Here is a 23,725-nt window from a genome sequence, read left to right on the forward strand (position 1 = left end):
TTAGGCACGCCGCCAGCGTTCATCCTGAGCCAGGATCAAACTCTTATTAGAATTTTTTTCCCAAACCCAGTCTCTTTTCAGATTCTGGCTTTTTTGGTTCTCTTCGCTTCTTCCTGCTGTTCAGTTTTCAAAGAGCTTTTCGTTTTTCGTTGCTTCGCAGCAACTTTTTAAGTATATCATCTTGCTCGTTTGTTGTCAACCCAGTATTTGAACTTTTTTTCGTTTGTTCTTTTGAACACCTTGGGGTGACTCATTTTTTTCGCCGGCCGTTTTTGGCGGCTTATATAGAATACCATCCTCTCCCCACGAAGTCAAGCCTTTTTTTGAAATGAAATTCAAAACGCCCTTCCTCATTGGAATCATTGCGATTCATTCAATGCCGAAAGGGCGTTTCTTATGCGATTATCGCATTTCTATCGTTCCAGTGGTTTCATCGTGGGGAACAAAATCACATCCCGAATAGAGGGCGAGTCTGTTAACAGCATCACCAGTCGGTCAATCCCCAGCCCCATACCGCCGGTGGGGGGAAGGCCCACTTCAAGGGCATTAATGAAGTCTTCATCATAGGGATGGGTTTCTTCGTTGCCAGAGGCCTTTTGTTTGACTTGTTCCACAAACCGCTGTTTTTGGTCGATGGGATCATTCAATTCTGAAAAAGCATTGGCAAGTTCCCAGGTATTCACAAAAGCTTCGAACCGATTGGTCAGCTGCGGATTGTCAGGGTTTCTTTTCGCCAGGGGTGATACCTCAACAGGATGCTGGGTGATGAACGTGGGCTGAATCAGGTTCTTCTCTGCATAGGTTTCAAAAAACGCTGCAATGACCCACCCCTTCGAAAACTCTCCCTCGATTTCAACGCCCCGTTCTTTGCAAAGCGACCGCAACTCTGTTTCAGTTTCGATGGTGTCAAAATCCACGCCGGCGTACTCCCGACAGGCTTCAATCATTGTCATCCGTTTCCACGGAGGTGCAAAGTCAATTTCCTGGCCCTGATAAGTCACCTTCGTGGTTCCCAACGCTTCCATCGTTGCATGAGCCACCAGGTTTTCAGTCAGTTCCATGATCTCTTCGTAGTCGGCATAAGCCTGGTATAATTCAATGGAAGTAAATTCAGGGTTGTGTTTAATTGACATCCCTTCGTTACGGAAAATCCGGCCGATTTCATAGACCCGGTCAAAACCACCGACAGTCAGCCTTTTTAAATGAAGCTCTGTGGCAATCCGCAGGTACATGTCAATATCCAGTGAATTGTGGTGAGTGATGAAGGGTTTTGCGTTGGCTCCCCCGGCCAGTGTATCCAGAATTGGTGTCTCCACTTCCAGATAGTCACGCTCATCCAGGTAGGCCCGAATGGCTTTAATGATCTTACTGCGCAGTCGAAACACTTTTTTGACTTCCGGATTCACGATAAGATCCACATAACGCTGACGGTAGCGGGTGTCTGTATCTTTAAGTCCATGCCATTTTTCCGGCAGGATCTGAAGGGATTTGGACAGCAGTCGGATCATCTGTGCTTTTAAAGATATTTCGCCTCTTTTGGTTTGAAACAACTCGCCCTGCACTTCAACGATATCACCTATATCGTAATAATGGGTAAAGTCGGCATATGCAGCTTCACCGATACGGTCTTCACGTACATAGACCTGAATTTGCCCGTCTTTGTCCTGCAGGTTGATGAACGTCGCTTTTCCATGTTCCCGGCGGGTCATGATCCGACCTGCCATGGTCATCTCAGTTCCTTCCAGGGAGTCGAAATGCTCTTTTACCTGTTGACTGTAGTGGGTCACATCAACCTTTTCCACTGAAAATGGATCTTTGCCTGCCGATTTCAAGTGTTCCAGCTTTTCTCTGCGGATAAGCAACAGTTCATTCAGGTTTTTTTCTTCTCCTGGCCCAGTCATTTCGTCACCTTCTTTGGTTAGTTTCGTATGAGTGCCACTGTCACACCGGTGGTACTCCGATGGCTCCTGAGGCTTCTTTAAAGCACTTCTGCCTTTTCGATGCGAATCACTTCGTAAACTGTCACACCGTCAGGGATTTGAATCTCCACCTTATCTCCCACCCGGTTTCCCAGCAGGGCTTTCCCCACCGGTGATTCGTTGGAAATCTTCAACTCGTAGGGGTCTGCTTCTGCAGAGCCGACAATGGTGTACTTGACTTCCTGAGGATCATCGTTTTCTCGCAAATAGACAGTCGATCCAACACCCACAACATCGGTGCTGATTTCATCTTCATCCAGAATGACTGCTTTTTTCAGCAGGTTTTCAAGTTTCATGATGCGCTCTTCGATTTGTGCCTGTTCATTCTTGGCTTCATCGTACTCCGAATTTTCGCTGATGTCCCCAAACTCAATGGCCTGCTTAATGCGTGCGGCAATTTCTTTTCGACGTACCGTCTTTAACTGTTCCAGCTCAGCTTCAATCTTTTCTTTTCCTTTGATTGTCAAGATCGTTTCTTTACTCACCATGGTCTTTCGCTCCCTTGCATATAATCTTCCGCTTTGAAATCTTTCATTTCTGCATTTTTTCCCACTGCTGTATTGATTTATATCTGAGCATAAAGCAAGAAACACTGATATGCTCAGTGTTTGGACGGGTTTCTTATTCTTACCCATTATAAGGCAGTGATATCATCTTGTCAAGCAACACAAGTCCTTCAACAGATAGTCCGAAAGCAGCTTCAACATGTCAGCCGCTGTTTCTGCACGGTTAATTTGATGGCGAATCACCGCAGAGCCGGGAAGCCCCTTTGTGTACCAGGCTGCGTGCTTGCGCATTTCCTTCACTGCAATCCACTCACCTTTGTAACTGGTGACCAACTGGAGATGTTGCTTCAGCACATCATAAATTTCTGAACCATCTGGCTGTTTTCCCTCATGCTCATGCTTCAGCAAGCCCAGCACGTCCCTGAAAATCCACGGATTACCCTGCGCTCCCCTGCCCACCATCACACCGTCACAGCCGGTTTCATCCACCATGCGCAGCACCGCCTCCGCTGAAAAAAGATCTCCGTTTCCAATAACCGGAATTTGGACGGCCTCTTTCACCTGGCGAATGATCTCCCAGTCGGCCTCTCCTGCATAAAACTGATCCCGGGTTCTACCGTGCACCGTCACAGCCGATGCTCCATTGGCTTCGGCAATGCGAGCCATTTCCAGCGCATTCACCTCGTTCTCCTGCCAGCCTTTTCTTATTTTGACCGTCACTGGTTTGACACTGGCTTCTGCCACCGCCCGGATAATGCGGCCAGCTTTTTCAGGTTCTCTCATCAGTGCCGCACCGTCGCCATTTTTAACAATTTTAGGAGCAGGGCACCCCATGTTGATATCCAGAAAGGCATGGGGCATTTCATTCAGCTTATCTGCCGCCCAGGCCATGATTTTTTCATCGGATCCAAATATCTGAATTCCCACCGGCGTTTCTTCAGGATGTGTCTGCATTAATTCGTGAGATTTATCATCTTTATAATAGAGGCCTTTGGCGCTGACCATTTCTGTGATAACCATGCCGCATCCCATCTGTTTGCAGATACGCCGAAAGGCAAGGTCGGTAATGCCCGCCATCGGGGCCAGTATGACGGGAACGGGGATGATGATGTGACCAATTGCTAAAGGGTTGAGCACGGCTTTTTCCTCCTGCTCTGTCGCATGTTACCCACCGACAGCATTGATTTTTGCCTGTCAATTGTAACCGATCCCCCTCATTTTCGCAAGTCATGCCCTCCATATGATGTTGATTTCCTCTCCGCCGGCAATCTGCATGCTTGTGAAGTCACACAAAGCCCTATCCCCGACGCATTCTTCACGACCATCGTCCTGCAGGTGTCTATGCGTATTGCTCTGCCTCCTGGCGAAGCTGCCTGATAATCGTGTCCAGCGACTGGATTGCTTCGTTCACCTCTGCCGACGATGCCACTTGATCCTTTGCTGTCAGCCTGATTTGTTCCACTTCCTCTGCTATCCGCCGGTTAATCTCGCGAATATCTTTCATGATCTTTTCGATGTTTTCAACCGATTCATTGGTCGATACCGCCAGTTTGCGAATCTCATCTGCCACCACGGCAAATCCTTTGCCAGAATCGCCCGATCTGGCCGCTTCGATGGATGCATTCAGGCCCAGCAAGTTTGACTGGCTTGATATTTTTTTAATCATTTCTGTGATTTCTTCAGTCGTATCAGCTTGCCTGAGCGCTGTTTGGGTCATCTTCTCCAGCGTGTCTCCCGTTTCCAAAAGCTCATCTGCCTTGGTTGTCATGCGCCCGGAAGACTCTTCAAGTGTTTCGATCCCTGTTGCAATGGTTTCTGCCATCTGCAGCAACCGTTCCTGATGTTCAGTGGAGACAAGATACACCACCCCGCCCACCACTTCAGCACCTTCAAAAACCGGTGTTGCCAAAGCAATGTACGGAAAACCGAACAATTCTTTCCCCATTCGCTGACTCATAGGTTTTCCGATTTGCATGGATTGGCTGACAACCGTTTCCTTCTTTATGGCATCTCCGGCTTTCACGGGAAAACGCAGCGCCTCACCCGGGAAAAACCCCAGGTATTTTTCTCTGTCGCACACTGCAATGGCCACATCTGTCATACTCAAATGCTTCGCATAGGGTGCCGTCTCTAAAAATGCCTGCATCATCTGCGAACTGTTCTTCACATCAGGTCCCCCTTTTTGGACAAATGGCGTATATGTACACTTGCTTTGATGTTTGCTGAAATGCTTTTGAATGGGCGAAAAGCCCCGCGCTTTTCACAGGGCTTCTCTTCCTCTTTCTTTCTTTCTTTACTTCTTTACTTCTTTACTTTCTTTCTTTCTTTCTTTACTTCTTTACTTCTTTACTTTCTTGAAAATCTTTCAAATGATCGCCTGATCGCCACCAGCCTTATAGTTAATCACTTAAACCTCTACAATACAACGCCTCCGTCCACACTCAGTACGGTGCCCGTTATGAAACCCGCTTCATCAGATGCCAGCCACGCATATGCGTGAGCAATATCTTCAGGGGTGCCGAGGCGTTTCAGCGGCGACTTGTCTTTCATCATATCCAGCACATTTTCGGGCATTTTTTGTACCATAGGCGTCAGGATGAACCCTGGTGCCACCGCATTCACCCGAATGCCATTTTTCCCCAGTTCTTTTGCCCAGGTTTTTGTCATGCCGATGACACCCCACTTGGTGGCAGCGTAATTGGTTTGCCCGAAATTACCATAAACACCCACCACAGAGGAAGCATTGAGAATCACTCCGCCGCCCTGCTCAATCATTTGCGGAATCACCAGCTGAGCGCAGTTGAACACGCCCTTCAGATTGATGTCGATCACTTTATCAAAATCTGCCTCTGCCATTTTTTTCAACTGGGCATCTGCTGTAATACCGGCGTTGTTCACCAGCACGTCGATCCGGCCCCATTGCCCAATCACATCATCCACCATTTTTTGAATGGTCTGCCGATCTGTTACATCGACTTCATACGCCAGCTTATCAGCTCCCATTTTTGTCAGTTCATCCAACGTTTCCTGCAACATTTCCAGACTCAAATCGCACACGACGACCCGCGCGCCTTCCCGTGCATACTGATAGGCGGTTGCCTGTCCAATTCCTCTGGCTGCACCGGTGATGATACCGACTTTACCCTTTAGTTTCATGTTCATTTCCTCCTTTGGAATATTCCCTTCGGATGTGTGTTGATGATTTTGGAACAACTCTCTGATCCAAACGAATGCTGCTGTTTAAACTAGGCCGATGCTTGCCAGAATAATGGCAACGATAACTGCCAGAATGGGAATGGCTGTTCCCACCATGAAGATATCTTTATAGGAGTCTTTATGGGTCATGGCAGTTACGGCCAGCAGCGTCAGCACCGCACCGTTGTGCGGAAGTGTATCCAACCCGCCGCTGGAGAGGGAAGCAACTCGATGGAAAGCTTCTGGCGAAATACCCGTGGCAACGGCGATTTCCATGTATCTTTCTCCCAAGGCCGCCAAAGCGATTCCCATACCGCCGGAGGCAGAACCCGTGGCTCCTGCCAGTATATTAACCGATACTGCCTGAGAAACCAGGGGATTTCCCGGAATTCCCATCACCAGATCTGTCAGGGTTTCAAATCCGGGTACCGCACGAACAACGGCTCCAAATCCAACTGCTGCACTGGTATTGATAATCGCCAAGACAGAGCCGGAGGCACCGGCATTGATGGTTTTGACTTTTTCAGTCAGCCGGTTATAGTTCAGGGCAATGGCCAGCAGGATTCCTGCTGTCAACGCAATGATAATGTCCACATCCCGGTCAATGATCATAGGAACCACATTGAGAATCAGGATGACTGCCAACAGGGGAAGTGATGATAAAACAGGGCTGGGAAGACTTGTCACATCTATATCTGCCAGTTTTTCACTTGGTTCGGTGAAGCCTTCACCGGCAGCCGTCAGCTTCCGTTCTGCATAAGTCATCCACACCATGCCAACACCCAGCATCACCAGCGCACCTGCCACCCCCATAATGGGCGCTGCCGTTGGTGTGGTACCATAATATTGCATGGGAATCAGGTTTTGAATCTGCGGTGTTCCCGGAATGGCCGTCATGGTAAAGGTGAAGGAACCAAGGGCGATGGATCCGGGGATCAGCTTGCGGGACAGATTGGCTTCACGAAAGAGAGCCAGTGCCAGGGGATACATGGCAAAGACAACCACAAAGAGGGAAACACCGCCATAGGTCAGTACTGCACAACCCATGACCACAGCAAAGATCGCCCGTTTAGTTCCGATTTTGGCGGTAATCCAGTGAGCCACCGCCCGGGCTGCGCCTGAATCATCCATAATTTTGCCGAAGATCGCGCCCAGCATAAAGACAGGAAACCAGGCTTTGGCAAACCCTACAAAGCCACCCATGTAGGCTTCCCTGTAAGCTTCAATCAGGTTTAAGCCTCCTGTTAGAGCCACAATTCCGGCGCAGATGGGGGCAATCCAGATGATGGACATTCCTCGATAGGCTAAATACATCAACAATGCCAGACCAATAATGATTCCAATCATGTTTCTCTCCTCCTTCATTTTTGTTGACTATGCTTCACCATTCAATGAAAAGTTCATTTTTTCGGGTTTAAAAATCCGTTCATCCATCAACTTGAGATCTTCCGCCACCACCGGTTTGAATTCCATGAGATCCAGAATATCCTTTTGAAGATCAACTCCCGGTGCTATTTCAATCAGGCATAGCCCTTCGGGGCTTAGCTGGAAGACTGCCCGCTCAGTGACATATAACACCGGTTGTGCCACCTCCACTGCATACTCGCCGCTGAAAGTGATTTGTTCCACCTGTTTCAGGAATTTGACAAACTTGCCTTCCTGTATGATATTGAGTTTACCATCAACAGCTTCCTGTTTCAGACCGCCGGCTGTAAAGGTGCCGCAAAAAACGACTTTTTTGGCATTTTGGGTGATGTTGATAAAGCCTCCAGGCCCGGTTATTTTGGGCCCAAACTTGCTGACATTGATATTCCCCGTCTCATCACACTGGGCCAGACCCAAAAATGCCACGTCGAGGCCGCCGCCATCATAAAAGTCAAACTGGTTGGGCTGGTCGATGATGGCCACAGGGTTGGTGGCTGCTCCGAAGCTGAGGCCGCCTGCGGGAATCCCCCCAATGGGGCCCGGTTCGACAGTCAGCACCATTTGATCTCCCACACCTTCTTCATTAGCTACCACTGCCACCCCTTCAGGCATTCCAATCCCCAGATTCACCACCGCGCTGGGAACCAGTTCCATGAGCGCCCTGCGGGCAATGATTTTCCGCTCATCCAACGGCAATGGTTTGACTGAAGAAACCGGCACCTGAATGCGTCCGGTATACCCTTCGTTGAACTGCTCTGCAAAGGTTTGCATGTGGTTGCGCATATCTTCCACTTCCACGATGGTATCCACATAAATTCCCGGTATTTTCACCATCCAGGGATTAAGGCTTCCCGCCTTGACCACCTTTTCCACCTGGACAATCACCCGCCCGCCGGAGTTTTTGCACGCCTGGGCGATTGAAAGCACCTCCAGTGATCCCGCTTCCTTCTCCATGGTGACGTTGCCGTTTTCATCGGCATAGGTTCCCCGCAGCAACGCCACATGGATGGGAAATGTTTTATACATCAGATATTCCCGTCCACCCAAATCAACCACTTCCACCAAATCTTCCGTTGTTATCTCATTTAGCTTTCCGCCTTCAATGCGCGGGTCAACAAACGTTTTTAATCCAACATGGGTAATGGTTCCCGGTTTTCCTGCCGCAATATCCCGAAAGAGATGGGCAATGACACCCTGAGGAAAGGTGTATCCTTCAATTTTGTTTTCCAGGGCCAGCTTCTGTACTTTTGGTGCCAGACCCCAGTGAGCTCCCACAACACGTTTCAAAAGACCTTCGTGACCAAAGTGGTTGACCCCCCGGTCTTTTCCATCCCCTTGCCCGGCACAATAGGTCAACGTCAAGTTTCGTGGCTCGCCCGTTTCAACAAAACGATTTTCAAGGGCAATTTCAAGTTCTTCCGGCACGGCATTGCCCACAAATCCTCCCGTCGCCACTGTACAATCCGACGGTATCAGCTTTACCGCTTCAGCTGCACTCAGAAATTTTGGTGCCATCATGATCCCTCCTCCATATTGATAAGGGATAAAATTGCAATCTTTGTGCCAATCCGGCAAAACGTCTCAAAATAATCTGTTTTACTGATCTATTTGTGCTTCCAAATATTTTCAACGCCCGTTTTAAGAAGGTGTTGAGATCATTTCACCGGCCTCAAAAAAGAAACAGCCACCAATATATCGGCAGACTGTTTCTCTTGATAATTTTTTGACTTTTCTTGGATGTTGCATTGTTTTGACAAATAAGCATTATTTTGTTCACTTTATGTACATTCGCAGTTATCGACAACACATCAAAGTGCTTTCCAATGAAGGTTCATCCCTTGCAGATCAAGGAAAACGATTCCTTTTGATGGTTCAGTGTTCCAATTGTCCATTTTTCATACACCGAACATTATTTGGACACTTCAATGCCATATTTCTCCATTTTCTCATAAAGGCTTGTTCGACTGATTCCCAAAAGTCGGGCTGTTTGATATTTATTTCCCATTGTTTCGTTAAGGCAGCGCGAAATCGTTTTTCGCTCAACCGCTTCCACCGCCTCTTTCAGCGATGTTTCTGCATAAACGGCTTCCGTTTCCTGTTCTGCCACCAGATAAGTTGGCAACTGTTTCAGGGTAATCCCCGCTTCTTTGTCCACCAGATTAAACGCCCTCTCAATGACATTTTCAAGTTCACGAATATTTCCAGGCCACTGGTATTCAACCAGGCAGCGCATGGCTGCCGGAGAAATTTCTGTTACAAAACGGTCCATTTCCTTGGCCGTCTTACGAATGAGGTAGTCTGCCAGCATAGGAATGTCTTCTTTGCGCTCACGCAGGGAAGGAATGCGAATGTTAATCACATTGAGCCGATAATACAGATCTTCACGAAAAGTCTTTTCTTTGACCATTTCTTCCAGATTGCGGTTGGTTGCGGCAATAATGCGGATGTCAACCTTTTGGCTTTTCACACCGCCGACCCGTTCAATTTCTTTTTCCTGCAACACCTTTAGTAATTTTGCCTGCATGTTCAGAGGAAGATCGCCAATTTCATCAAGAAAAATGCTGCTTTTATGCGCCAGTTCAAACTTGCCGGGTTTTCCTCCTTTTTTTGCACCGGTGAAAGCACCGCCTTCATATCCAAAAAGTTCTGATTCCAGCAGTTCAGAAGGGATAGCAGCGCAATTGACTTTGATCAGGGGATACTCTGACCGGGGGCTGGCATTGTGAATGGCACTGGCAAAAAGACCTTTACCCGTACCGCTTTCTCCCAGCAGGAGCACATTGGATTTTGTGCTGGCTACCCGTTTCGCCAGATTCATCGCCCGTTGCAGTGCCTGACTGGTACCTATGATATTGTCGAAAGTGTTATCAGTGCCCAACGCTTTTTTCAGTTCTTTTTTGTAAAAATCAAGTTCTTTCTCCATGTGGCCTACCCGCTTCACGTAGGCATCCAGTTCCACCACGTCTTTAAAAATGACAGTCCCCACAGCTCCGATAAGTTGCCCCTTCTGATAGATGGGAATTCGGTCGGCGATCATTTTGTTGCCTTTGATTTGCTGAATATCTCCAATTTCCCTGCGTCCATTCTGGGCAACGATGTGCATTCTGGTGTTTTCAATAATTTCTGTGACGTGCTTTCCCACCGCTTCCTGCTGTTCCACCCCCAGAAAATGACAATACCGGCTGTTGATCATTCGAATAATGCCCTGCCTGTCAACGACCACGATCCAATTATAGATAATGTCGAAAATGCTGTTATACATTTCCAGCAGCTGCTCCCGGTCTTCCAGCATCATGGAAGACTGTTCCACCTGTTCGCCCATTGCATTCACCTCTCTTTTTTCGATTATATCACATGATCATCATCACTTAACCGGGGCATTTCTTCCCATGATTTACAGGAACAACGACTGACAGGAACCAAAAAAATCCCTGCTGATAGGCTAATGGATTTTCCATTAACCTGCAGGCAGGGAGGGACTTCAGTCAATGCTTATTTCTCTATGCTATTTCACCAGTTGCTGACTTTCAGCCGCTTTACCGTTTGACCACCAGGGAGGTTCCCATCCCACCGCCAATACAAAGGGTTGCCAGACCATAAGTCGCATCCTGTTTTTCCATTTCATGCAGCAATGTGATCAAAATGCGGGCACCGCTGGCCCCCACCGGGTGACCCAGCGCAATGGCGCCACCATTCACATTCACCTTATCAGGGTTCCATCCCAGTTCTTTTCCAACAGAAAGTGCCTGGGCTGCAAAGGCTTCGTTGGCTTCAATCAGATCCATGTCATCAATGGTCAGTCCCGCCTTTTTCAGCGCTTTCTCAGTGGCGCTGACAGGCCCAATTCCCATAATCGCCGGGTCAACACCCGCGCTGCCGTAAGAAACAATGGTGGCCAGAGGTTTCAATCCCAACTCGTCAGCTTTTTCTTTGGACATGATCACGACGGCAGCAGCACCGTCATTGATGCCGGAAGCATTACCGGCAGTAACAGTGCCCTCTTTTTTGAAGGCTGGTCGCAGTTTGGCCAGCTTTTCGGCGGTCATGCCGGTTTTCGGAAACTCATCCTGATCAAAAACCAGGGGATCGCCCTTGCGCTGCGGAATTTCAACGGGAACAATTTCATCTTTGAATTTACCGGCTGCCATGGCTGCCTCTGCTTTATTCTGGCTGGCCGCTGCAAATGCATCCTGTTCTTCTCTGGAAAGGTTGTATTTATCTGCCAGATTTTCGGCAGTCACTCCCATGTGATACTGATTGAAAGCATCTGTCAGGGCATCCGTTATCATGGTGTCCACCAGGCTGTCATTGCCCATACGTGCCCCCCAGCGAGCTTTGGGAAGAATATAAGCGGCCTGGCTCATGCTTTCGGTACCACCTGCCACCACTACGTCATTATCTCCTGTCAGAATCGTTTGCACGCCCAGGGAAACAGCACGCAGCCCCGACCCGCAAAGCATGTTGAGCGTGGTCGCCGGCACTTCCACCGGGATGCCTGCATTCACCGATGCCTGCCGGGCAATGCCCTGGCCGGCTCCCGCCTGAAGAATGCAGCCCATGTAGACATCATCCACCTGCTCCGGGGCTACGCCGCCCCTTTTCAACGCTTCCCGTATGACAATTTCTCCCAGTTTTGCTGCCGAAACATCTTTCAGTGCACCGCCAAAATTTCCAATGGCAGTTCTGACACCGCTGACAATTACGACTTCTTTCATGATGCATTGCCTCCTTTAGTGAGTTCGGTTACTATCGGACAGGTACGTTACTATATGATGCAAGGATTATACCAATTTTGCGCTATGCCTATCCTTCCAGCATTTCCGGTGGAATTTCTTTTTCCCGGTCTTGACTGTTGAGATCGTAAATAATCTTCAGCCCGTCCAGTGTAATGGTTTTATCCACCATGTCAATGATCTCTGTTTCACTTGAAATCAGCGTTGACAAGCCGCCGGTCGCAATCACTTTCACTTTTTCAGGCGCGTCTGGCGACAGTTCCTTTTTCATTTTGTTCACGATGTGTTCCACCAAACCCACATAACCGTAAATGATCCCGGACTGCATGCTGTTGACTGTATTTTTGCAAATGACCTGTCCCGGCTTTACCAGATCAATGCGTGGCAGCTTTGCCGCCTTTTGAAAGAGGGCGTCACTGGAGATTTTGATGCCCGGCGCAATGGTTCCACCCAAATAGTTGCCTTTTTCTGCAATGGCGCAAAAGGTGGTGGCTGTTCCAAAATCCACCACAATCAGCGGACCGGCATATTTTTGGAAAGCAGCTACGGCATTGACAATTCGGTCAGCGCCCACCTGCTTGGGATTATCGTACTGAATATCCATTCCGGTTTTGATCCCTGGCTCCACCAGCAGCGGCATCAGTTTAAAAAGTTTTCGGATGGCATGTTCCAACGAGTACATCAGGTCAGGCACAACCGATGACACAATCACATCATCGATCATATACGGTTTAATATCCTGATACTGAAGCATTTGGCTGATGAGGATCACATATTCATCAGACGACTTGTCTTTATCTGTTGACATTCGCCAAGAGAATGACAGCTCGTCTCCCTCAAAGGTACCCATAACAATATTGGTATTTCCCACGTCAAAAACCAGCAGCATGCTTTCACCTTCCTTGTTAGGTTTCTGTCTCAAGACCTCAGGCAGGATATTTCATGCCGTACCCAGGAGATGAGTTAGTCATTATTTTATCAATTTTACGGCTGCATGGCAAATTGAAGCAAACGGAACAGAAATGACGCCATTACAGCTTCCGGCGAACCGACACCTCACCCCCGGCCAGCAGTTCACTTTGACCATCTTCATAAACAACTTCCAGACGACCATCCTCATGAATGCTCACCGCTCTTGCCGCCACCCGCTGGTCGCCGCGAATCACATCGATGGGCTGATTCAGCAGCATGGAATGCTCTCGAACAACACGTAGCACCGCGCCGTAAGACTGATGCAAGACGTAATCATCGTAACATTTTTCGAAGATTTCCAGAAAAAGCATGAGCAGAGCGACACGGGAGACCGGCTGCTCCATCATGATTCTCAGGGAGGTGGCCACAGCGGCTATTTCACCACTAAAAGCTTGCTGGTTCACATTCACGCCAATCCCCACCAGTAAGCGTTCGATCCGGGTCAGCTCTCCCGATGCCTCTGTCAAAATACCGCAAATCTTATGGTCTCCCACCAACAAATCGTTGGGCCACTTGATTTTTACCGGCAGTCCAGTCACCCCGACAATTGCCTGATGCATGGCAGCGGCTGCCAGTTGAGTCATTTTTCCCGCATCGTGCATGGGGAGGCCGGGTTCCAACACCAGTGTCATCCAGATTCCTTCTCCTTTGGAGGATTCCCAGCTGCGCCCCAGCCGTCCTCTGCCGCCGGTCTGTTCTTCAGCCAGTACCAATGCTCCATGCTGCAGTTCATGGTGATGTTTTTTAGCCCATATATTGGTGGAATCCACTGATTCCAAATGCACCAGTTGATGTGCCAGCCACCGGGTTTTCAGTACCGATTTGATTTCTCCCGGCAAAAGGCTTTCTTCCTGAGGAAGCAGGCGGTACCCTTTTCGATGGCCTGTTTCAATCTGATATCCGGCAGCCTGAAGGGCCTTGATGTGTTTCCAGACTGCTGTGCGACTGACACCCAGTTCATCACTGATTTCCTGACCCGAAAGGTAACTGCCCGCATGGCGAAACAGCAGTTTCAAAATAGTTTCTTTCATTGTTGTCACTCCTGTAACTGAAGAAGAATCCCGCCTGTGGCGGTCTCTCATTGGATAGTGAAAAGCCCCGCGGTGACGCGGGGCTTTTATTGGATGCCGATTAGTTGAACAGAGAGAGGAGCACACCAGCCGCTACCGCCGAGCCGATCACGCCTGCCACATTGGGACCCATGGCATGCATCAGCAGGAAGTTGCTGGGATTTTCTTTCTGCCCCACCACCTGTGACACACGGGCGGCCATGGGAACGGCCGAAACTCCTGCCGATCCGATAAGGGGATTGATGGCGTCTCCGCCCATCATTTTGTTCATCACTTTCGCCAGTAAGACACCGGCGGCAGTGCCCATGGCAAATGCCACGACACCCAGTAGGATAATTTGCAGTGTCTGCACTTTTAAAAACTGTTCTGCCTGTGCGGTTGCTCCAACACTGACACCCAGGAAGATGGTGACAATATTGATGAGTTCGTTCTGTGCTGTTTTGGAAAGACGCTCAGTCACAGTGGATTCTTTCAACAGGTTACCAAACATGAGCAGCCCCACCAGCGGGGTGGCCGAAGGCAGTAAAAGCGATACTGCAATGGTGACCATAATGGGAAATAAGATTTTCTCTGTTTTGGATACAGTACGAAGTTGCTGCATTTTAATGCGGCGTTCTCTTTTGGTGGTCAGGGCCTTCATAATTGGCGGCTGTATAATGGGAACCAGGGCCATATAGGAGTAGGCTGCCACTGCAATGGGCCCCAGCAGATGACTGGCCATCAGGGCTGTTACAAGAATCGCCGTTGGTCCGTCGGCGCCACCAATGATACCAATGGCAGAAGCTTCCTGGGCTGTGAAACCCAGAAGAACCGCTCCGGTAAAGGTGAAGAAAATACCGAATTGAGCGGCAGCCCCCAGGAACAGGCTGCGGGGGTTCGCAATGAGTGGACCGAAGTCTGTCATGGCACCAACGCCCATGAAAATAAGCGGCGGGAAGATTCCCAGTTTATTACCGGTATACAGGTACTGAATCAGACCACCGGGAGTGCGGGTGTAGTATTCCACCGGAATGCCTTCCCGAAGCATCTCTGCAGTTGGATGGTGTAACAGTTCTGCTGCTTGCCCCGCTGCTTCCGGGCTGATGGCGCGGAGCACAGTGTCTCCAATTTCCATCACCCCAGACAAGGGCAGGTTCGTCAGCAGCATGCCGAATGCAATGGGTACCAGCAGGAGGGGTTCGAAACCCTTGCCAATGGCCAGGTAAAGCAAAATGCAGGCCACTGTCAGCATCACCAGATGCTGCCAGGTAATATTGGCAAATCCTGTTGTTCCCCAGAATTTGATCAATACGGTTAACATGTGGGCATCTCCTTTCGTAATGGTGCACTGTCAAAATGGTTATTTCAGTGAAACCAGCAGGTCTCCACCGTTGACAGCTGCACCTTCTGCTACGTGGAGGGATGCCACCACTCCGTCGCAAGGTGCGGGAATTTCATTTTCCATCTTCATGGCTTCCAGAATAATCAGGGTTTCGCCCTCTTTCACCTGTTGGCCTTCTTTGACAATGATTTTCCATACATTACCCGGCATGGGTGCTTCCACCGTTGTGCCGCCTGCAGGAGCTGCTGCTGCAGGAGCAGGGGCTGCCGCCTGAGCCTTGGGCGCTGCAGGAGCTGCTGCCGGAGCGGCTGTCTGTGGCCGGGGTGCGGCAGGAGCAGCAGGAACGCCGTCCTTTATTTCTTCTACATCCACTTCATAATTCACACCATTAACGGTAATACTGAACTTTTTCATGTTTCCAGTTCCTCCTTAATTGAGATCAAAGAATGACCCTGTTGGTCAGGGATTAGTGAAGCTGTCGGTTAATCTGCTGCATACGGCCCAACCGGTTCCAGGCAGGTGCCTGATCAGGCACTCTGACAATGTTTCGAACGATGATGTTATGGGTGGATGTATGAAGGCTTGCTGCCACTGCAGCAGCAATCACCGCCACCAGCTCACCGTCATCCTGTGCTTTTTCTGCGACCACTGGTTCAGGGGTGGGTACCGGCGCAGCGGCTGTTTTCTGTTCTTTACGTTTGGCAGAACTGCTTTCTGCCTTGTGAACAAAAGTATCCAGAATTTTGATGATGATGAAGAGCATTCCCAGGGCCACAAAGACAATGGCAACACCCAGCAGGGTTACCTGTAAACTGGCCAGGAACTTCTCCCCCATCGTCATGGTCTCAATGGAAACCTTCATTTCTTCCAGCAATGTCATGATTAATTCACCTCTCCTTCCTCCAAAGTGACTTTTTCCCTATACCGGAAGATTGCCATGTTTCTTCGGAGGTCTTGTTTCCCGCTTGCTTGCCAGCATATTGAGTGCATCCACCAGCCTTGGACGGGTTGCTGAAGGTTCAATGACATCATCCACGAAACCGCGTTCTGCGGCCTTGTAAGGAGTCGCAAATTCTCGCTTATAATTATCAATCAGCTCAACCCTGGTTTCCTGTGGGTTGTCGGAGTCAGAAATTTCCTTTCGGAAAATAATGTTGGCCGCCCCTTCAGGCCCCATGACTGCAATTTCTGCTGAAGGCCATGCCAATACAATGTCTGCTCCCAATTCTTTATTGCACATACCGATATACGCACCGCCATAGGCCTTGCGGATAATCAGAGTGATCTTTGGCACAGTGGCTTCACTGTAGGCATAAAGCATTTTGGCCCCATGCCTGATGATACCGCCATATTCCTGACTGGTTCCCGGCAGGAAACCGGGTACATCCACCAGGTTAAGCACCGGGATGTTAAAGCAGTCGCAGGTACGAATGAAGCGCCCTGCCTTATCGGAAGCATTAATGTCAAGGCAGCCCGCCAGTACTTTTGGCTGGTTGGCAATGACGCCGACAGACTGGCCGTTAATCCGAATAAATCCGGTGATCATATTCGGGGCATAGTATGGCTGTACTTCAAGAAAATCTGCATCATCAGCGATGGCTGTAATGATATTTTTCATATCGTAGGGTTTGTTGGGATTCTCTGGTACAATTTCATCCAGTTCAGGAATAATCCGATTGATGTCGTTGGCCGTTTCATAAACCGGTGCATTTTCCTGGTTATTGGATGGTAAAAATCCGATGAGACGCCGGATCTCCATGAGGCAGGCCTCGTCATTGGCAGCCATAAAGTGTGCCACCCCACTGATACGGTTGTGTGTCATGGCACCGCCCAGAGCTTCTGCCGACACCTCTTCCCCTGTAACTGTCTTGATGACCTGTGGTCCGGTGATGAACATCTGGCTGGTTTTATCCACCATGAAGACAAAATCTGTCAGGGCTGGTGAATAAACAGCGCCACCGGCGCAGGGGCCCATGATGGCTGTGATTTGAGGAATGACTCCTGAAGAAATGGTGTTTCGGTAAAAGATGTGTCCATAGCCTGAAAGGGCATCCACACCCTCCTGAATACGGGCACCACCTGAGTCATTGAGCCCCACAATGGGAGCTCCCATTTTGAGGGCCATGTCCTGCACTTTACAAATTTTCTTGGCATGCATTTCTCCCAGTGATCCGCCAACCACAGTGAAATCCTGCGCATAGGCATACACCAGTCGGCCGTCAACCTGACCATAGCCCGTGACAACACCTTCTCCTGGTGACTCCACCTTGTCCATGCCAAAATTAACGCATCTGTGTTTCACAAAAGCATCCAGTTCAACAAAAGAGCCTTCGTCAAACAACAGATTGATGCGTTCGCGGGCTGTCAGCTTTCCTTTTTCATGCTGACCAGCGATGCGTTTTTCGCCGCCGCCCGCTTGGATCTTTTCTTTGCGTTCGCGTAGTTCTTCAAGCTTGTTTACGCTCATCCTCGTATACCCTCCTACCTTTTTTCATTGCTGTCTGCCAGTACAGGTAACTCTAATCTTCGCGTTCACTCAATTCAACCAGCACGCCGCCGGTACTTTTTGGATGGCAGAAAGCGATTTTGGCGCCGCCTGCTCCGTACCGGGGTGTTTCATCAATCATCCGAATGCCCTTCTCTTTCATGCTTGCGATGGCCTCATCAATGTTGTCCACCCGGAATGCAATATGCTGGATGCCTTCCCCCTTCTTGTCAATGTATTTGGCAATGGGCCCTTCAGGATCGGTGGATTCCAGCAGTTCCACTTCGGAATCACCGACGGGAAGGAAAGCAACCCGTACCTTCTGATCTGCCACTTCTTCCTTACCGGTGCAGGTCATGCCCAGCACCTCTTCATAAAACTTCAGTGTTTCGTCCAAATTGCTGACAGCAATGCCAATATGATCAACTTTCAGTGTTTTCATGGGCTTCCTCCTTGATTGACTGCTTCATCATTTCCTGCAATACCAACCGGCTGGTGGTGTAAGGGTCTTGTTCCCTTTGTGCCACTTTTTCTGCCAAACCCCTCAACCAGTTTCGGTTGTCACTGTTACGCATCAGCTGCTTCACCAGTGCCGTCTGCGCCAAATCCATGATTTCCAGCTCACTGTTGCGAATCCGGGTTTCTGCCAGTTTTTCTGTGGATTCCAAATACTCCCAGTGTTTTTCCAGATTGTCCACGGCTTCTTCGATACCTTCATTCTTCACTGCCACGGCTTTTGTTACCGGGGGGCGCCACTCCTGATGATTAAAATCCAGCATCATTTCGATTTCCATTTTCGTTCGGTCGGCACCGTCCCGGTCAGCCTTGTTAATCACAAAAACATCACCGATCTCCATGATGCCGGCCTTGATGGCCTGAATGTCGTCTCCCAGGCCGGGTACCATTACCATCAGTACCGAATCGGCCACTTTAACGATGTCCACCTCAGACTGTCCCACACCCACGGTTTCAATCAGCACATAATCCATTCCCAAAAGATCCAGAATTTTGACGGCACCCAGCGTTGCCTTGGAGAGCCCTCCCAGGTGACCCCGGGTTCCCATGCTGCGAATAAAAACACCCGGATCCAGGTTCAGGTCAGACATGCGAATTCTGTCTCCCAGAATAGAGCCGCCCGTGAAGGGACTGGTGGGATCCACCGCAATAACACCCACGGTGGCGCCTCTGCTTCGCAGCTGTTTCACCACTTTATCCACCAATGTGCTTTTACCTGCCCCTGGCGGGCCGGTAATGCCGATGACTCTCGCCTTCCCGGTGTGCTGATAGAGGGATGCCAGAATGGCAACAGCTTTGGGATCATCATTTTCAATGAGCGAGATCATGCGTGCAGCTGCTTTTTTATCACCCTGCAGTAATCGTTCACCCAGTTCCATGCCTTCATCTCCTAAAAACTCAGTTGCCTTTCCTATTGCTTGCGTTTCAGGTTTTCGCGAATAAAGTCAATGGTTACTGTCGTGGGAGTTCCCGGTGTAAATACTTCTGCAATCCCTTTCGATTTCAGTTCGGGAATGTCTTCTTCCGGTATCACGCCGCCGCCAAGCACCAGTATTTCATCATATACTTCTTCTTTTTTCAGTAAATCCACCACTTTTGGAAGCAAGTGACCATGGGCTCCGGAAAGAATGCTGAGAGCCACCACATCCACATCTTCCTGGATGGCTGCCTGTACAATTTGTTCCGGCGTCAGGCGCAGGCCTGTATAAATGACTTCCATGCCTGCATCCCTCAGGGCACGGGCTATGACTTTTGCGCCTCTGTCGTGGCCGTCAAGGCCGGGTTTTGCCACCAGTACACGAATCGGTCTATCCATTCAACTTCCTCCTCATCCTATGGCTATTGATTACAAAACCACACTTTGCTGGTATTCGCCAAAAACTTCCCGAAGGGTACCGCAGATTTCGCCCAATGTGGCGTATTCCTTTACCGCATCAAGAATGAAGGGCATCAGGTTCGCTTCTGTTACAGCGGCTTCTTTTAAAGCTGCAAGGCGATCTGATACCTGCTGGTTATCACGTTCGCCACGTAATTGATCCAGTTTGGCTTTTTGCATTTCACCCACAGAGGGGTCCACTCTCAACAAGCCTTTGGGTGCAGCTTCTTTGACCTGGAATTTATTAAGACCGACAACGATGCGTTCATTTTTTTCAATTTGTTTCTGGTATTCGTAGGCGCTGTCCATGATTTCCTTTTGAATATAGCCCTTTTCAATGGCCGCAGGTGCACCGCCCATTTCAGTGATCCGGTTAATATAGGCCATGGCCCCTGCTTCAATCCGGTTGGTCAGATCTTCCACATAGTAGGACCCTGCCAGGGGATCAGCTGTTTCGGCCACGCCACTCTCATGGGCCACAATCTGCTGGGTGCGAAGGGCTATGCGAACAGAATCCTCTGTGGGCAATGCCAGGGCTTCATCCTTTGAATTGGTATGCAGCGACTGAGTGCCTCCCAGTACAGCGGCCAGGGTTTGGATGGCCACGCGCACAATATTGTTATCCGGCTGCTGCGCTGTCAGCGTCGAGCCGCCTGTTTGTGTATGGAATTTCAACATCATTGATTTTTCGCTCTTGGCACCATATTTTTCCTTCATCAGCTTCGCCCAAATTCTTCTGGCCGCCCTGAATTTGGCGACTTCTTCCAACAAGTCGTTATGGGCGTTGAAGAAGAAGCTGAGGCGGGGCGCAAAACTGTCCACTTCCAGCCCTGCTTCAATGGCGGCTTCCACATAGGCCATCCCATCGGCCAGCGTGAAAGCGACTTCCTGAACAGCCGAAGAACCGGCTTCTCGAATGTGGTAGCCGGAAATGCTGATGGTATTCCATTGGGGAACTTCTTTGGAACAGTATTCGAAAATGTTGGTGATGAGCCTCATGGAAGGTTCCACAGGGAAAATATAAGTGCCCCGGGCAATGTATTCTTTTAGAATATCATTTTGAATAGTGCCCCGAAGCTGCCCCGGAGAAACACCCTGCTTTTCTGCAACAGCAATGTACATGGCCAGCAGCACAGATGCAGGGGCGTTGATGGTCATGGAGGTACTTACCTGATCGAGGGGAATGCCGTCAAAAAGAATTTCCATGTCTTTCAGAGAGTCAATGGCCACGCCGACTTTTCCCACTTCTCCTTCAGAAAGGGCATGGTCAGAGTCATATCCAATCTGAGTGGGAAGATCAAACGCAACCGATAGACCTGTTTGCCCCTGTTCCAGCAAATACTTGTAGCGTTTGTTGGATTCTTCTGCGGTGGCAAACCCGGCATACTGACGCATGGTCCAGAACCGCCCGCGATACATGGTCGGCTGAACACCCCTTGTAAAAGGATATTCTCCCGGCAAACCCAACTGTTCATTTTCATCAAAATCTTCCAGATCAAGGGATGTGTAGAGGCGTTCCACCGGCTCGCTGGAACCCGTCACAAATTTTTCCTTGCGTTCCGGGAATCGTTCCAGACTTTTTGCGGTTTTCTCGTCCCATTGCTGTCTTCTCATGCGGAGTGCTTCCAGCTTTTCTTTTTCGGCCATCTTGTTTCCTCCCTCAAATCATTTTGTACCATCATTGACCAGCACCAATCCTTGCACCCGGTTGTCTATTCCTTGTTCAGAAGCTGGTTGAATATCCAGTCTTATTCTACATTTTTTTCACAGGGGGCGCAACCTATTCTATTGATTTCCGTGAAAATCTTTGTTTTTTAGGAACTTATTGGAATAAAACCAAAAAATATAGAAGGAAAGATACGAATTGTTCAAAGCGAAATACTTCTGTCTTTTTTGCATGTTTATGAAAGTTTTGATGCGAATCTTTCATAAACCGGATTAAAGAATAAAACACGAGAAGCCCTATCTGAAAATAGGGCTCTCGCATTTTATGACTCACAGTCTTTAATTTTCCTGGCTCCGGGCTGGTTGGTACCCATCCTTAAGTGGCTCTCCTTTTGTGGCACCTGTTTTCTGTTCAAGTTCATTCTCCAGAGGTTGTGCCGTCTTTTCGACTGGCTCAGCCTCTTCAGTTTCAGGGATCAGGTGTTCCAGAGGCGCTTCCAGTTGTACTGAAGCAATTTTTTGACGCACTTCATCAATGTCATCTTCTTCTTCAATGGTGATATTCCCCTTGAAGATACGGATATATTCGTCCGCATTCAGGGTTTCCAGCTTCAGTAATGCATTGGCAATGGAATGGAGCAGTGCCATGTTTTCTGTCAGCAGTTTTTCTGCCTGGTGATAACCTTGATCCACCAATCGCCGAATTTCTTCATCGATCACTTTTGCCACATCTTCTGAATAATTTCTTTTGGATGTGAAGTCGCGGCCCAGAAAAACCTCATCTTCATCACTGCCAAAGGTCATGGAGCCAAGTTTTTCGCTCATGCCGTATTTGGTGACCATGGCCCGGGCAACTGCCGAGACTCGCTGAAGATCATTCTGAGCACCGGTGCTGATATCTGACAACACCAGTTTTTCAGCCACCCGGCCTCCCAGGAGATGCACAATATGCTCCTGCATTTCGGTTTTTGTGGCGTAATACTTGTCTTCTTTGGGCAGGATCATGGTAAAGCCTCCGGCACGTCCCCGGGGAATAATACTCACCTGGTGAACCGGATCTGTGTTGGGCAGCATGGAAGCCACCAACGCATGTCCCGCTTCATGGAAAGCTGTAATTCTTCGCTCTTTTTCGCTGATAATTCGGCTGCGTTTTTCCATACCGGCAATCACTTTCGTAATCGCTTCTTCAATGGTATCCATCATGATTTTCTTTTGATTTTTACGGGCAGTGAGCAGTGCTGCTTCGTTCATCAGATTCTCAATATCCGCAGGGGAAAAACCGGGTGTGCGACGGGCAAGCACTTGCAGGTCCACGTCATCTGCCAGGGGCTTGCCCCGGGCATGTACCTTCATAATCGCTTCTCGTCCCCGTAAATCGGGCAGCCCCACCATTACCTGGCGGTCAAACCGGCCTGGTCTCAGAAGCGCCGGGTCAAGGATATCGGCCCGGTTGGTGGCTGCCACCACAATCACACCTTCATTAATGCCAAACCCGTCCATTTCAACCAGCAGCTGGTTCAGGGTCTGTTCCCGCTCATCATGACCGCCGCCAAGTCCGGCACCACGCTTGCGTCCGACTGCATCTATCTCATCAATGAAAATAATGCAGGGAGCTGTTTTTTTCGCCTGGTCAAAAAGATCTCGCACACGGGAAGCCCCCACCCCGACAAACATCTCCACAAAGTCGGAACCACTGATGCTGTAGAAAGGTACGCCTGCCTCACCGGCGACGGCTTTGGTCAGGTAAGTCTTACCGGTTCCCGGCGGACCCACCATGAGAATTCCTTTGGGAATACGGGCGCCCAGTTCAATGAACTTGCGCGGGTTTTTCAGGAACTCCACCAGTTCCTGCAGTTCTTCCTTTTCTTCATCCAGTCCGGCCACATCGTTAAATGTAATCCGGTTTTTTTCATCGTCCTTGTGAAGCTTTGCCTTGCTTTTTCCAAAGGACATCACCCGATTTCCACCGCCCTGAGACTGCTGCATGAAAACAAACCACAGCACGACAAAAATCAGGATCATGAACACAGACGGCAGCAGCTGAATAAACCAGGGAGTGGTCGGCGGCGGCGCACCCTTTACCTGCAACTGCTGTTCTTCCATTAACGGCATCAGGATGGCTGTTAATTCTTCTTCGCTGAACACAACGGGCACAAAGGATTCGAAGGGAACCTCCTCACCATTTTTGATCATGGTACCTTCAACCGCCCGGTCAATGTTGGTAATCTCTTTTATCGTACCGCCCTGCAGCTCCGCATAAAACTCCGAGAAGGGAATTTCGATGGTTTGCTGTGGTGGCTGCACAAACTGCTGTACCAGTATCAACAACACGATGAAAATAATGATATAGAAACTGGCACCGCGGAACATTTTCCTCAAGCCTTGTCCTCCTTCCGACAAAAATTCATCTTAACATCATCTCATTGTAACACAGAATAAGTCGTGAAACAACCTGAAATCTTAGCCATTGGCAGGCGCACACA

Annotated in this window: 20 protein-coding genes; all 20 read right to left on the reverse strand. The window is 49.3% G+C overall.

Annotated elements, in window-relative coordinates; genetic code table 11:
* Window positions 1-413: 413 nt before the first annotated feature.
* A complete protein-coding gene (gene lysS, locus QOL74_RS17075; RefSeq protein WP_283410715.1) occupies window positions 414-1,901 on the reverse strand; it encodes a lysine--tRNA ligase in 1,488 nt (495 codons plus the stop codon).
* Between the two features lie 77 nt (window positions 1,902-1,978).
* Window positions 1,979-2,467 carry a transcription elongation factor GreA gene (greA, locus tag QOL74_RS17080; protein WP_283410716.1) on the reverse strand — a complete coding sequence of 163 codons (489 nt, stop codon included), beginning with the start codon at window positions 2,465-2,467 and terminating at the stop codon, window positions 1,979-1,981.
* Between the two features lie 162 nt (window positions 2,468-2,629).
* Entirely contained in the window at window positions 2,630-3,622 is a 993-nt protein-coding gene (dusB, locus tag QOL74_RS17085; RefSeq protein ID WP_283410717.1) for a tRNA dihydrouridine synthase DusB, read from the reverse strand.
* A gap of 202 nt (window positions 3,623-3,824) precedes the next feature.
* The gene (locus tag QOL74_RS17090) at window positions 3,825-4,652 is read right to left on the reverse strand and encodes a methyl-accepting chemotaxis protein (protein WP_283410718.1); all 828 of its coding nucleotides are present in this window, start codon (window positions 4,650-4,652) and stop codon (window positions 3,825-3,827) included.
* 248 nt (window positions 4,653-4,900) lie between these two features.
* The gene (fabG, locus tag QOL74_RS17095; RefSeq protein WP_283410719.1) at window positions 4,901-5,641 is read right to left on the reverse strand and encodes a 3-oxoacyl-[acyl-carrier-protein] reductase; all 741 of its coding nucleotides are present in this window, start codon (window positions 5,639-5,641) and stop codon (window positions 4,901-4,903) included.
* Between the two features lie 84 nt (window positions 5,642-5,725).
* Window positions 5,726-7,027 carry a GntP family permease gene (locus QOL74_RS17100; RefSeq protein WP_283410720.1) on the reverse strand — a complete coding sequence of 434 codons (1,302 nt, stop codon included), beginning with the start codon at window positions 7,025-7,027 and terminating at the stop codon, window positions 5,726-5,728.
* 27 nt (window positions 7,028-7,054) lie between these two features.
* Window positions 7,055-8,620, reverse strand: a complete 1,566-nt coding sequence (locus QOL74_RS17105; protein WP_283410721.1) for an acyl CoA:acetate/3-ketoacid CoA transferase — start codon at window positions 8,618-8,620, stop codon at window positions 7,055-7,057.
* Between the two features lie 394 nt (window positions 8,621-9,014).
* Window positions 9,015-10,427: a sigma-54 interaction domain-containing protein gene (locus QOL74_RS17110; RefSeq protein ID WP_283410722.1), complete on the reverse strand. Its 1,413-nt coding sequence runs from the start codon at window positions 10,425-10,427 to the stop codon at window positions 9,015-9,017.
* Between the two features lie 214 nt (window positions 10,428-10,641).
* Window positions 10,642-11,820 (reverse strand): acetyl-CoA C-acetyltransferase, encoded by a 1,179-nt coding sequence (locus QOL74_RS17115; protein WP_283410723.1) that lies wholly within the window; start codon window positions 11,818-11,820, stop codon window positions 10,642-10,644.
* Window positions 11,821-11,908: 88 nt separating this feature from the next.
* Window positions 11,909-12,727 carry a type III pantothenate kinase gene (locus tag QOL74_RS17120; RefSeq protein ID WP_283410724.1) on the reverse strand — a complete coding sequence of 273 codons (819 nt, stop codon included), beginning with the start codon at window positions 12,725-12,727 and terminating at the stop codon, window positions 11,909-11,911.
* 142 nt (window positions 12,728-12,869) lie between these two features.
* Window positions 12,870-13,841 carry a biotin--[acetyl-CoA-carboxylase] ligase gene (locus QOL74_RS17125; RefSeq protein WP_283410725.1) on the reverse strand — a complete coding sequence of 324 codons (972 nt, stop codon included), beginning with the start codon at window positions 13,839-13,841 and terminating at the stop codon, window positions 12,870-12,872.
* A gap of 100 nt (window positions 13,842-13,941) precedes the next feature.
* On the reverse strand, window positions 13,942-15,180 hold the full coding sequence (locus QOL74_RS17130; protein WP_283410726.1) for a sodium ion-translocating decarboxylase subunit beta: 1,239 nt from the start codon (window positions 15,178-15,180) through the stop codon (window positions 13,942-13,944).
* Window positions 15,181-15,219: 39 nt separating this feature from the next.
* The gene (locus QOL74_RS17135) at window positions 15,220-15,615 is read right to left on the reverse strand and encodes a biotin/lipoyl-containing protein (protein WP_283410727.1); all 396 of its coding nucleotides are present in this window, start codon (window positions 15,613-15,615) and stop codon (window positions 15,220-15,222) included.
* A gap of 52 nt (window positions 15,616-15,667) precedes the next feature.
* Complete coding sequence (locus tag QOL74_RS17140; protein ID WP_283410728.1) at window positions 15,668-16,081, reverse strand: OadG family protein; 414 nt, start codon at window positions 16,079-16,081, stop codon at window positions 15,668-15,670.
* Window positions 16,082-16,120: 39 nt separating this feature from the next.
* Entirely contained in the window at window positions 16,121-17,668 is a 1,548-nt protein-coding gene (locus tag QOL74_RS17145; RefSeq protein WP_283410729.1) for an acyl-CoA carboxylase subunit beta, read from the reverse strand.
* Window positions 17,669-17,720: 52 nt separating this feature from the next.
* Window positions 17,721-18,128, reverse strand: coding sequence for a methylmalonyl-CoA epimerase (gene mce, locus QOL74_RS17150; protein WP_283410730.1), 408 nt, complete (start codon window positions 18,126-18,128; stop codon window positions 17,721-17,723).
* Window positions 18,109-19,080, reverse strand: a complete 972-nt coding sequence (meaB, locus tag QOL74_RS17155) for a methylmalonyl Co-A mutase-associated GTPase MeaB (protein ID WP_283410731.1) — start codon at window positions 19,078-19,080, stop codon at window positions 18,109-18,111. Before meaB ends, mce begins: the two co-directional genes overlap by 20 nt.
* Window positions 19,081-19,112: 32 nt before the next feature.
* The gene (locus tag QOL74_RS17160) at window positions 19,113-19,517 is read right to left on the reverse strand and encodes a cobalamin B12-binding domain-containing protein (protein ID WP_283410732.1); all 405 of its coding nucleotides are present in this window, start codon (window positions 19,515-19,517) and stop codon (window positions 19,113-19,115) included.
* A gap of 30 nt (window positions 19,518-19,547) precedes the next feature.
* Window positions 19,548-21,224 carry an acyl-CoA mutase large subunit family protein gene (locus tag QOL74_RS17165; protein WP_283410733.1) on the reverse strand — a complete coding sequence of 559 codons (1,677 nt, stop codon included), beginning with the start codon at window positions 21,222-21,224 and terminating at the stop codon, window positions 19,548-19,550.
* A 357-nt stretch (window positions 21,225-21,581) separates the two neighbouring features.
* Entirely contained in the window at window positions 21,582-23,612 is a 2,031-nt protein-coding gene (gene ftsH / locus QOL74_RS17170; protein WP_346771764.1) for an ATP-dependent zinc metalloprotease FtsH, read from the reverse strand.
* Between the last annotated feature and the right edge of the window lie 113 nt (window positions 23,613-23,725).

It is taken from the genome of Anoxynatronum buryatiense (assembly GCF_900182905.1).
GTDB classification, from domain to species: domain Bacteria; phylum Bacillota; class Clostridia; order Peptostreptococcales; family Tindalliaceae; genus Anoxynatronum; species Anoxynatronum buryatiense.

Excerpts from the sequence above, each read along its gene's own strand:
- QOL74_RS17115 (WP_283410723.1), bottom strand. The coding sequence starts at position 11,820 with ATGAAAGAAGTCGTAATTGTCAGCGGTGTCAGAACTGCCATTGGAAAT.
- greA (WP_283410716.1), bottom strand. The coding sequence starts at position 2,467 with ATGGTGAGTAAAGAAACGATCTTGACAATCAAAGGAAAAGAAAAGATT.
- QOL74_RS17110 (WP_283410722.1), bottom strand. The coding sequence starts at position 10,427 with ATGGGCGAACAGGTGGAACAGTCTTCCATGATGCTGGAAGACCGGGAG.
- QOL74_RS17100 (WP_283410720.1), bottom strand. The coding sequence starts at position 7,027 with ATGATTGGAATCATTATTGGTCTGGCATTGTTGATGTATTTAGCCTAT.
- QOL74_RS17165 (WP_283410733.1), bottom strand. The coding sequence starts at position 21,224 with ATGGCCGAAAAAGAAAAGCTGGAAGCACTCCGCATGAGAAGACAGCAA.
- QOL74_RS17140 (WP_283410728.1), bottom strand. The coding sequence starts at position 16,081 with ATGACATTGCTGGAAGAAATGAAGGTTTCCATTGAGACCATGACGATG.
- fabG (WP_283410719.1), bottom strand. The coding sequence starts at position 5,641 with ATGAAACTAAAGGGTAAAGTCGGTATCATCACCGGTGCAGCCAGAGGA.
- mce (WP_283410730.1), bottom strand. The coding sequence starts at position 18,128 with ATGAAAACACTGAAAGTTGATCATATTGGCATTGCTGTCAGCAATTTG.
- QOL74_RS17160 (WP_283410732.1), bottom strand. The coding sequence starts at position 19,517 with ATGGATAGACCGATTCGTGTACTGGTGGCAAAACCCGGCCTTGACGGC.
- QOL74_RS17125 (WP_283410725.1), bottom strand. The coding sequence starts at position 13,841 with ATGAAAGAAACTATTTTGAAACTGCTGTTTCGCCATGCGGGCAGTTAC.
- QOL74_RS17145 (WP_283410729.1), bottom strand. The coding sequence starts at position 17,668 with ATGAGCGTAAACAAGCTTGAAGAACTACGCGAACGCAAAGAAAAGATC.
- lysS (WP_283410715.1), bottom strand. The coding sequence starts at position 1,901 with ATGACTGGGCCAGGAGAAGAAAAAAACCTGAATGAACTGTTGCTTATC.
- meaB (WP_283410731.1), bottom strand. The coding sequence starts at position 19,080 with ATGGAACTGGGTGAACGATTACTGCAGGGTGATAAAAAAGCAGCTGCA.
- QOL74_RS17130 (WP_283410726.1), bottom strand. The coding sequence starts at position 15,180 with ATGTTAACCGTATTGATCAAATTCTGGGGAACAACAGGATTTGCCAAT.
- QOL74_RS17135 (WP_283410727.1), bottom strand. The coding sequence starts at position 15,615 with ATGAAAAAGTTCAGTATTACCGTTAATGGTGTGAATTATGAAGTGGAT.
- QOL74_RS17120 (WP_283410724.1), bottom strand. The coding sequence starts at position 12,727 with ATGCTGCTGGTTTTTGACGTGGGAAATACCAATATTGTTATGGGTACC.
- QOL74_RS17105 (WP_283410721.1), bottom strand. The coding sequence starts at position 8,620 with ATGGCACCAAAATTTCTGAGTGCAGCTGAAGCGGTAAAGCTGATACCG.
- ftsH (WP_346771764.1), bottom strand. The coding sequence starts at position 23,612 with ATGTTCCGCGGTGCCAGTTTCTATATCATTATTTTCATCGTGTTGTTG.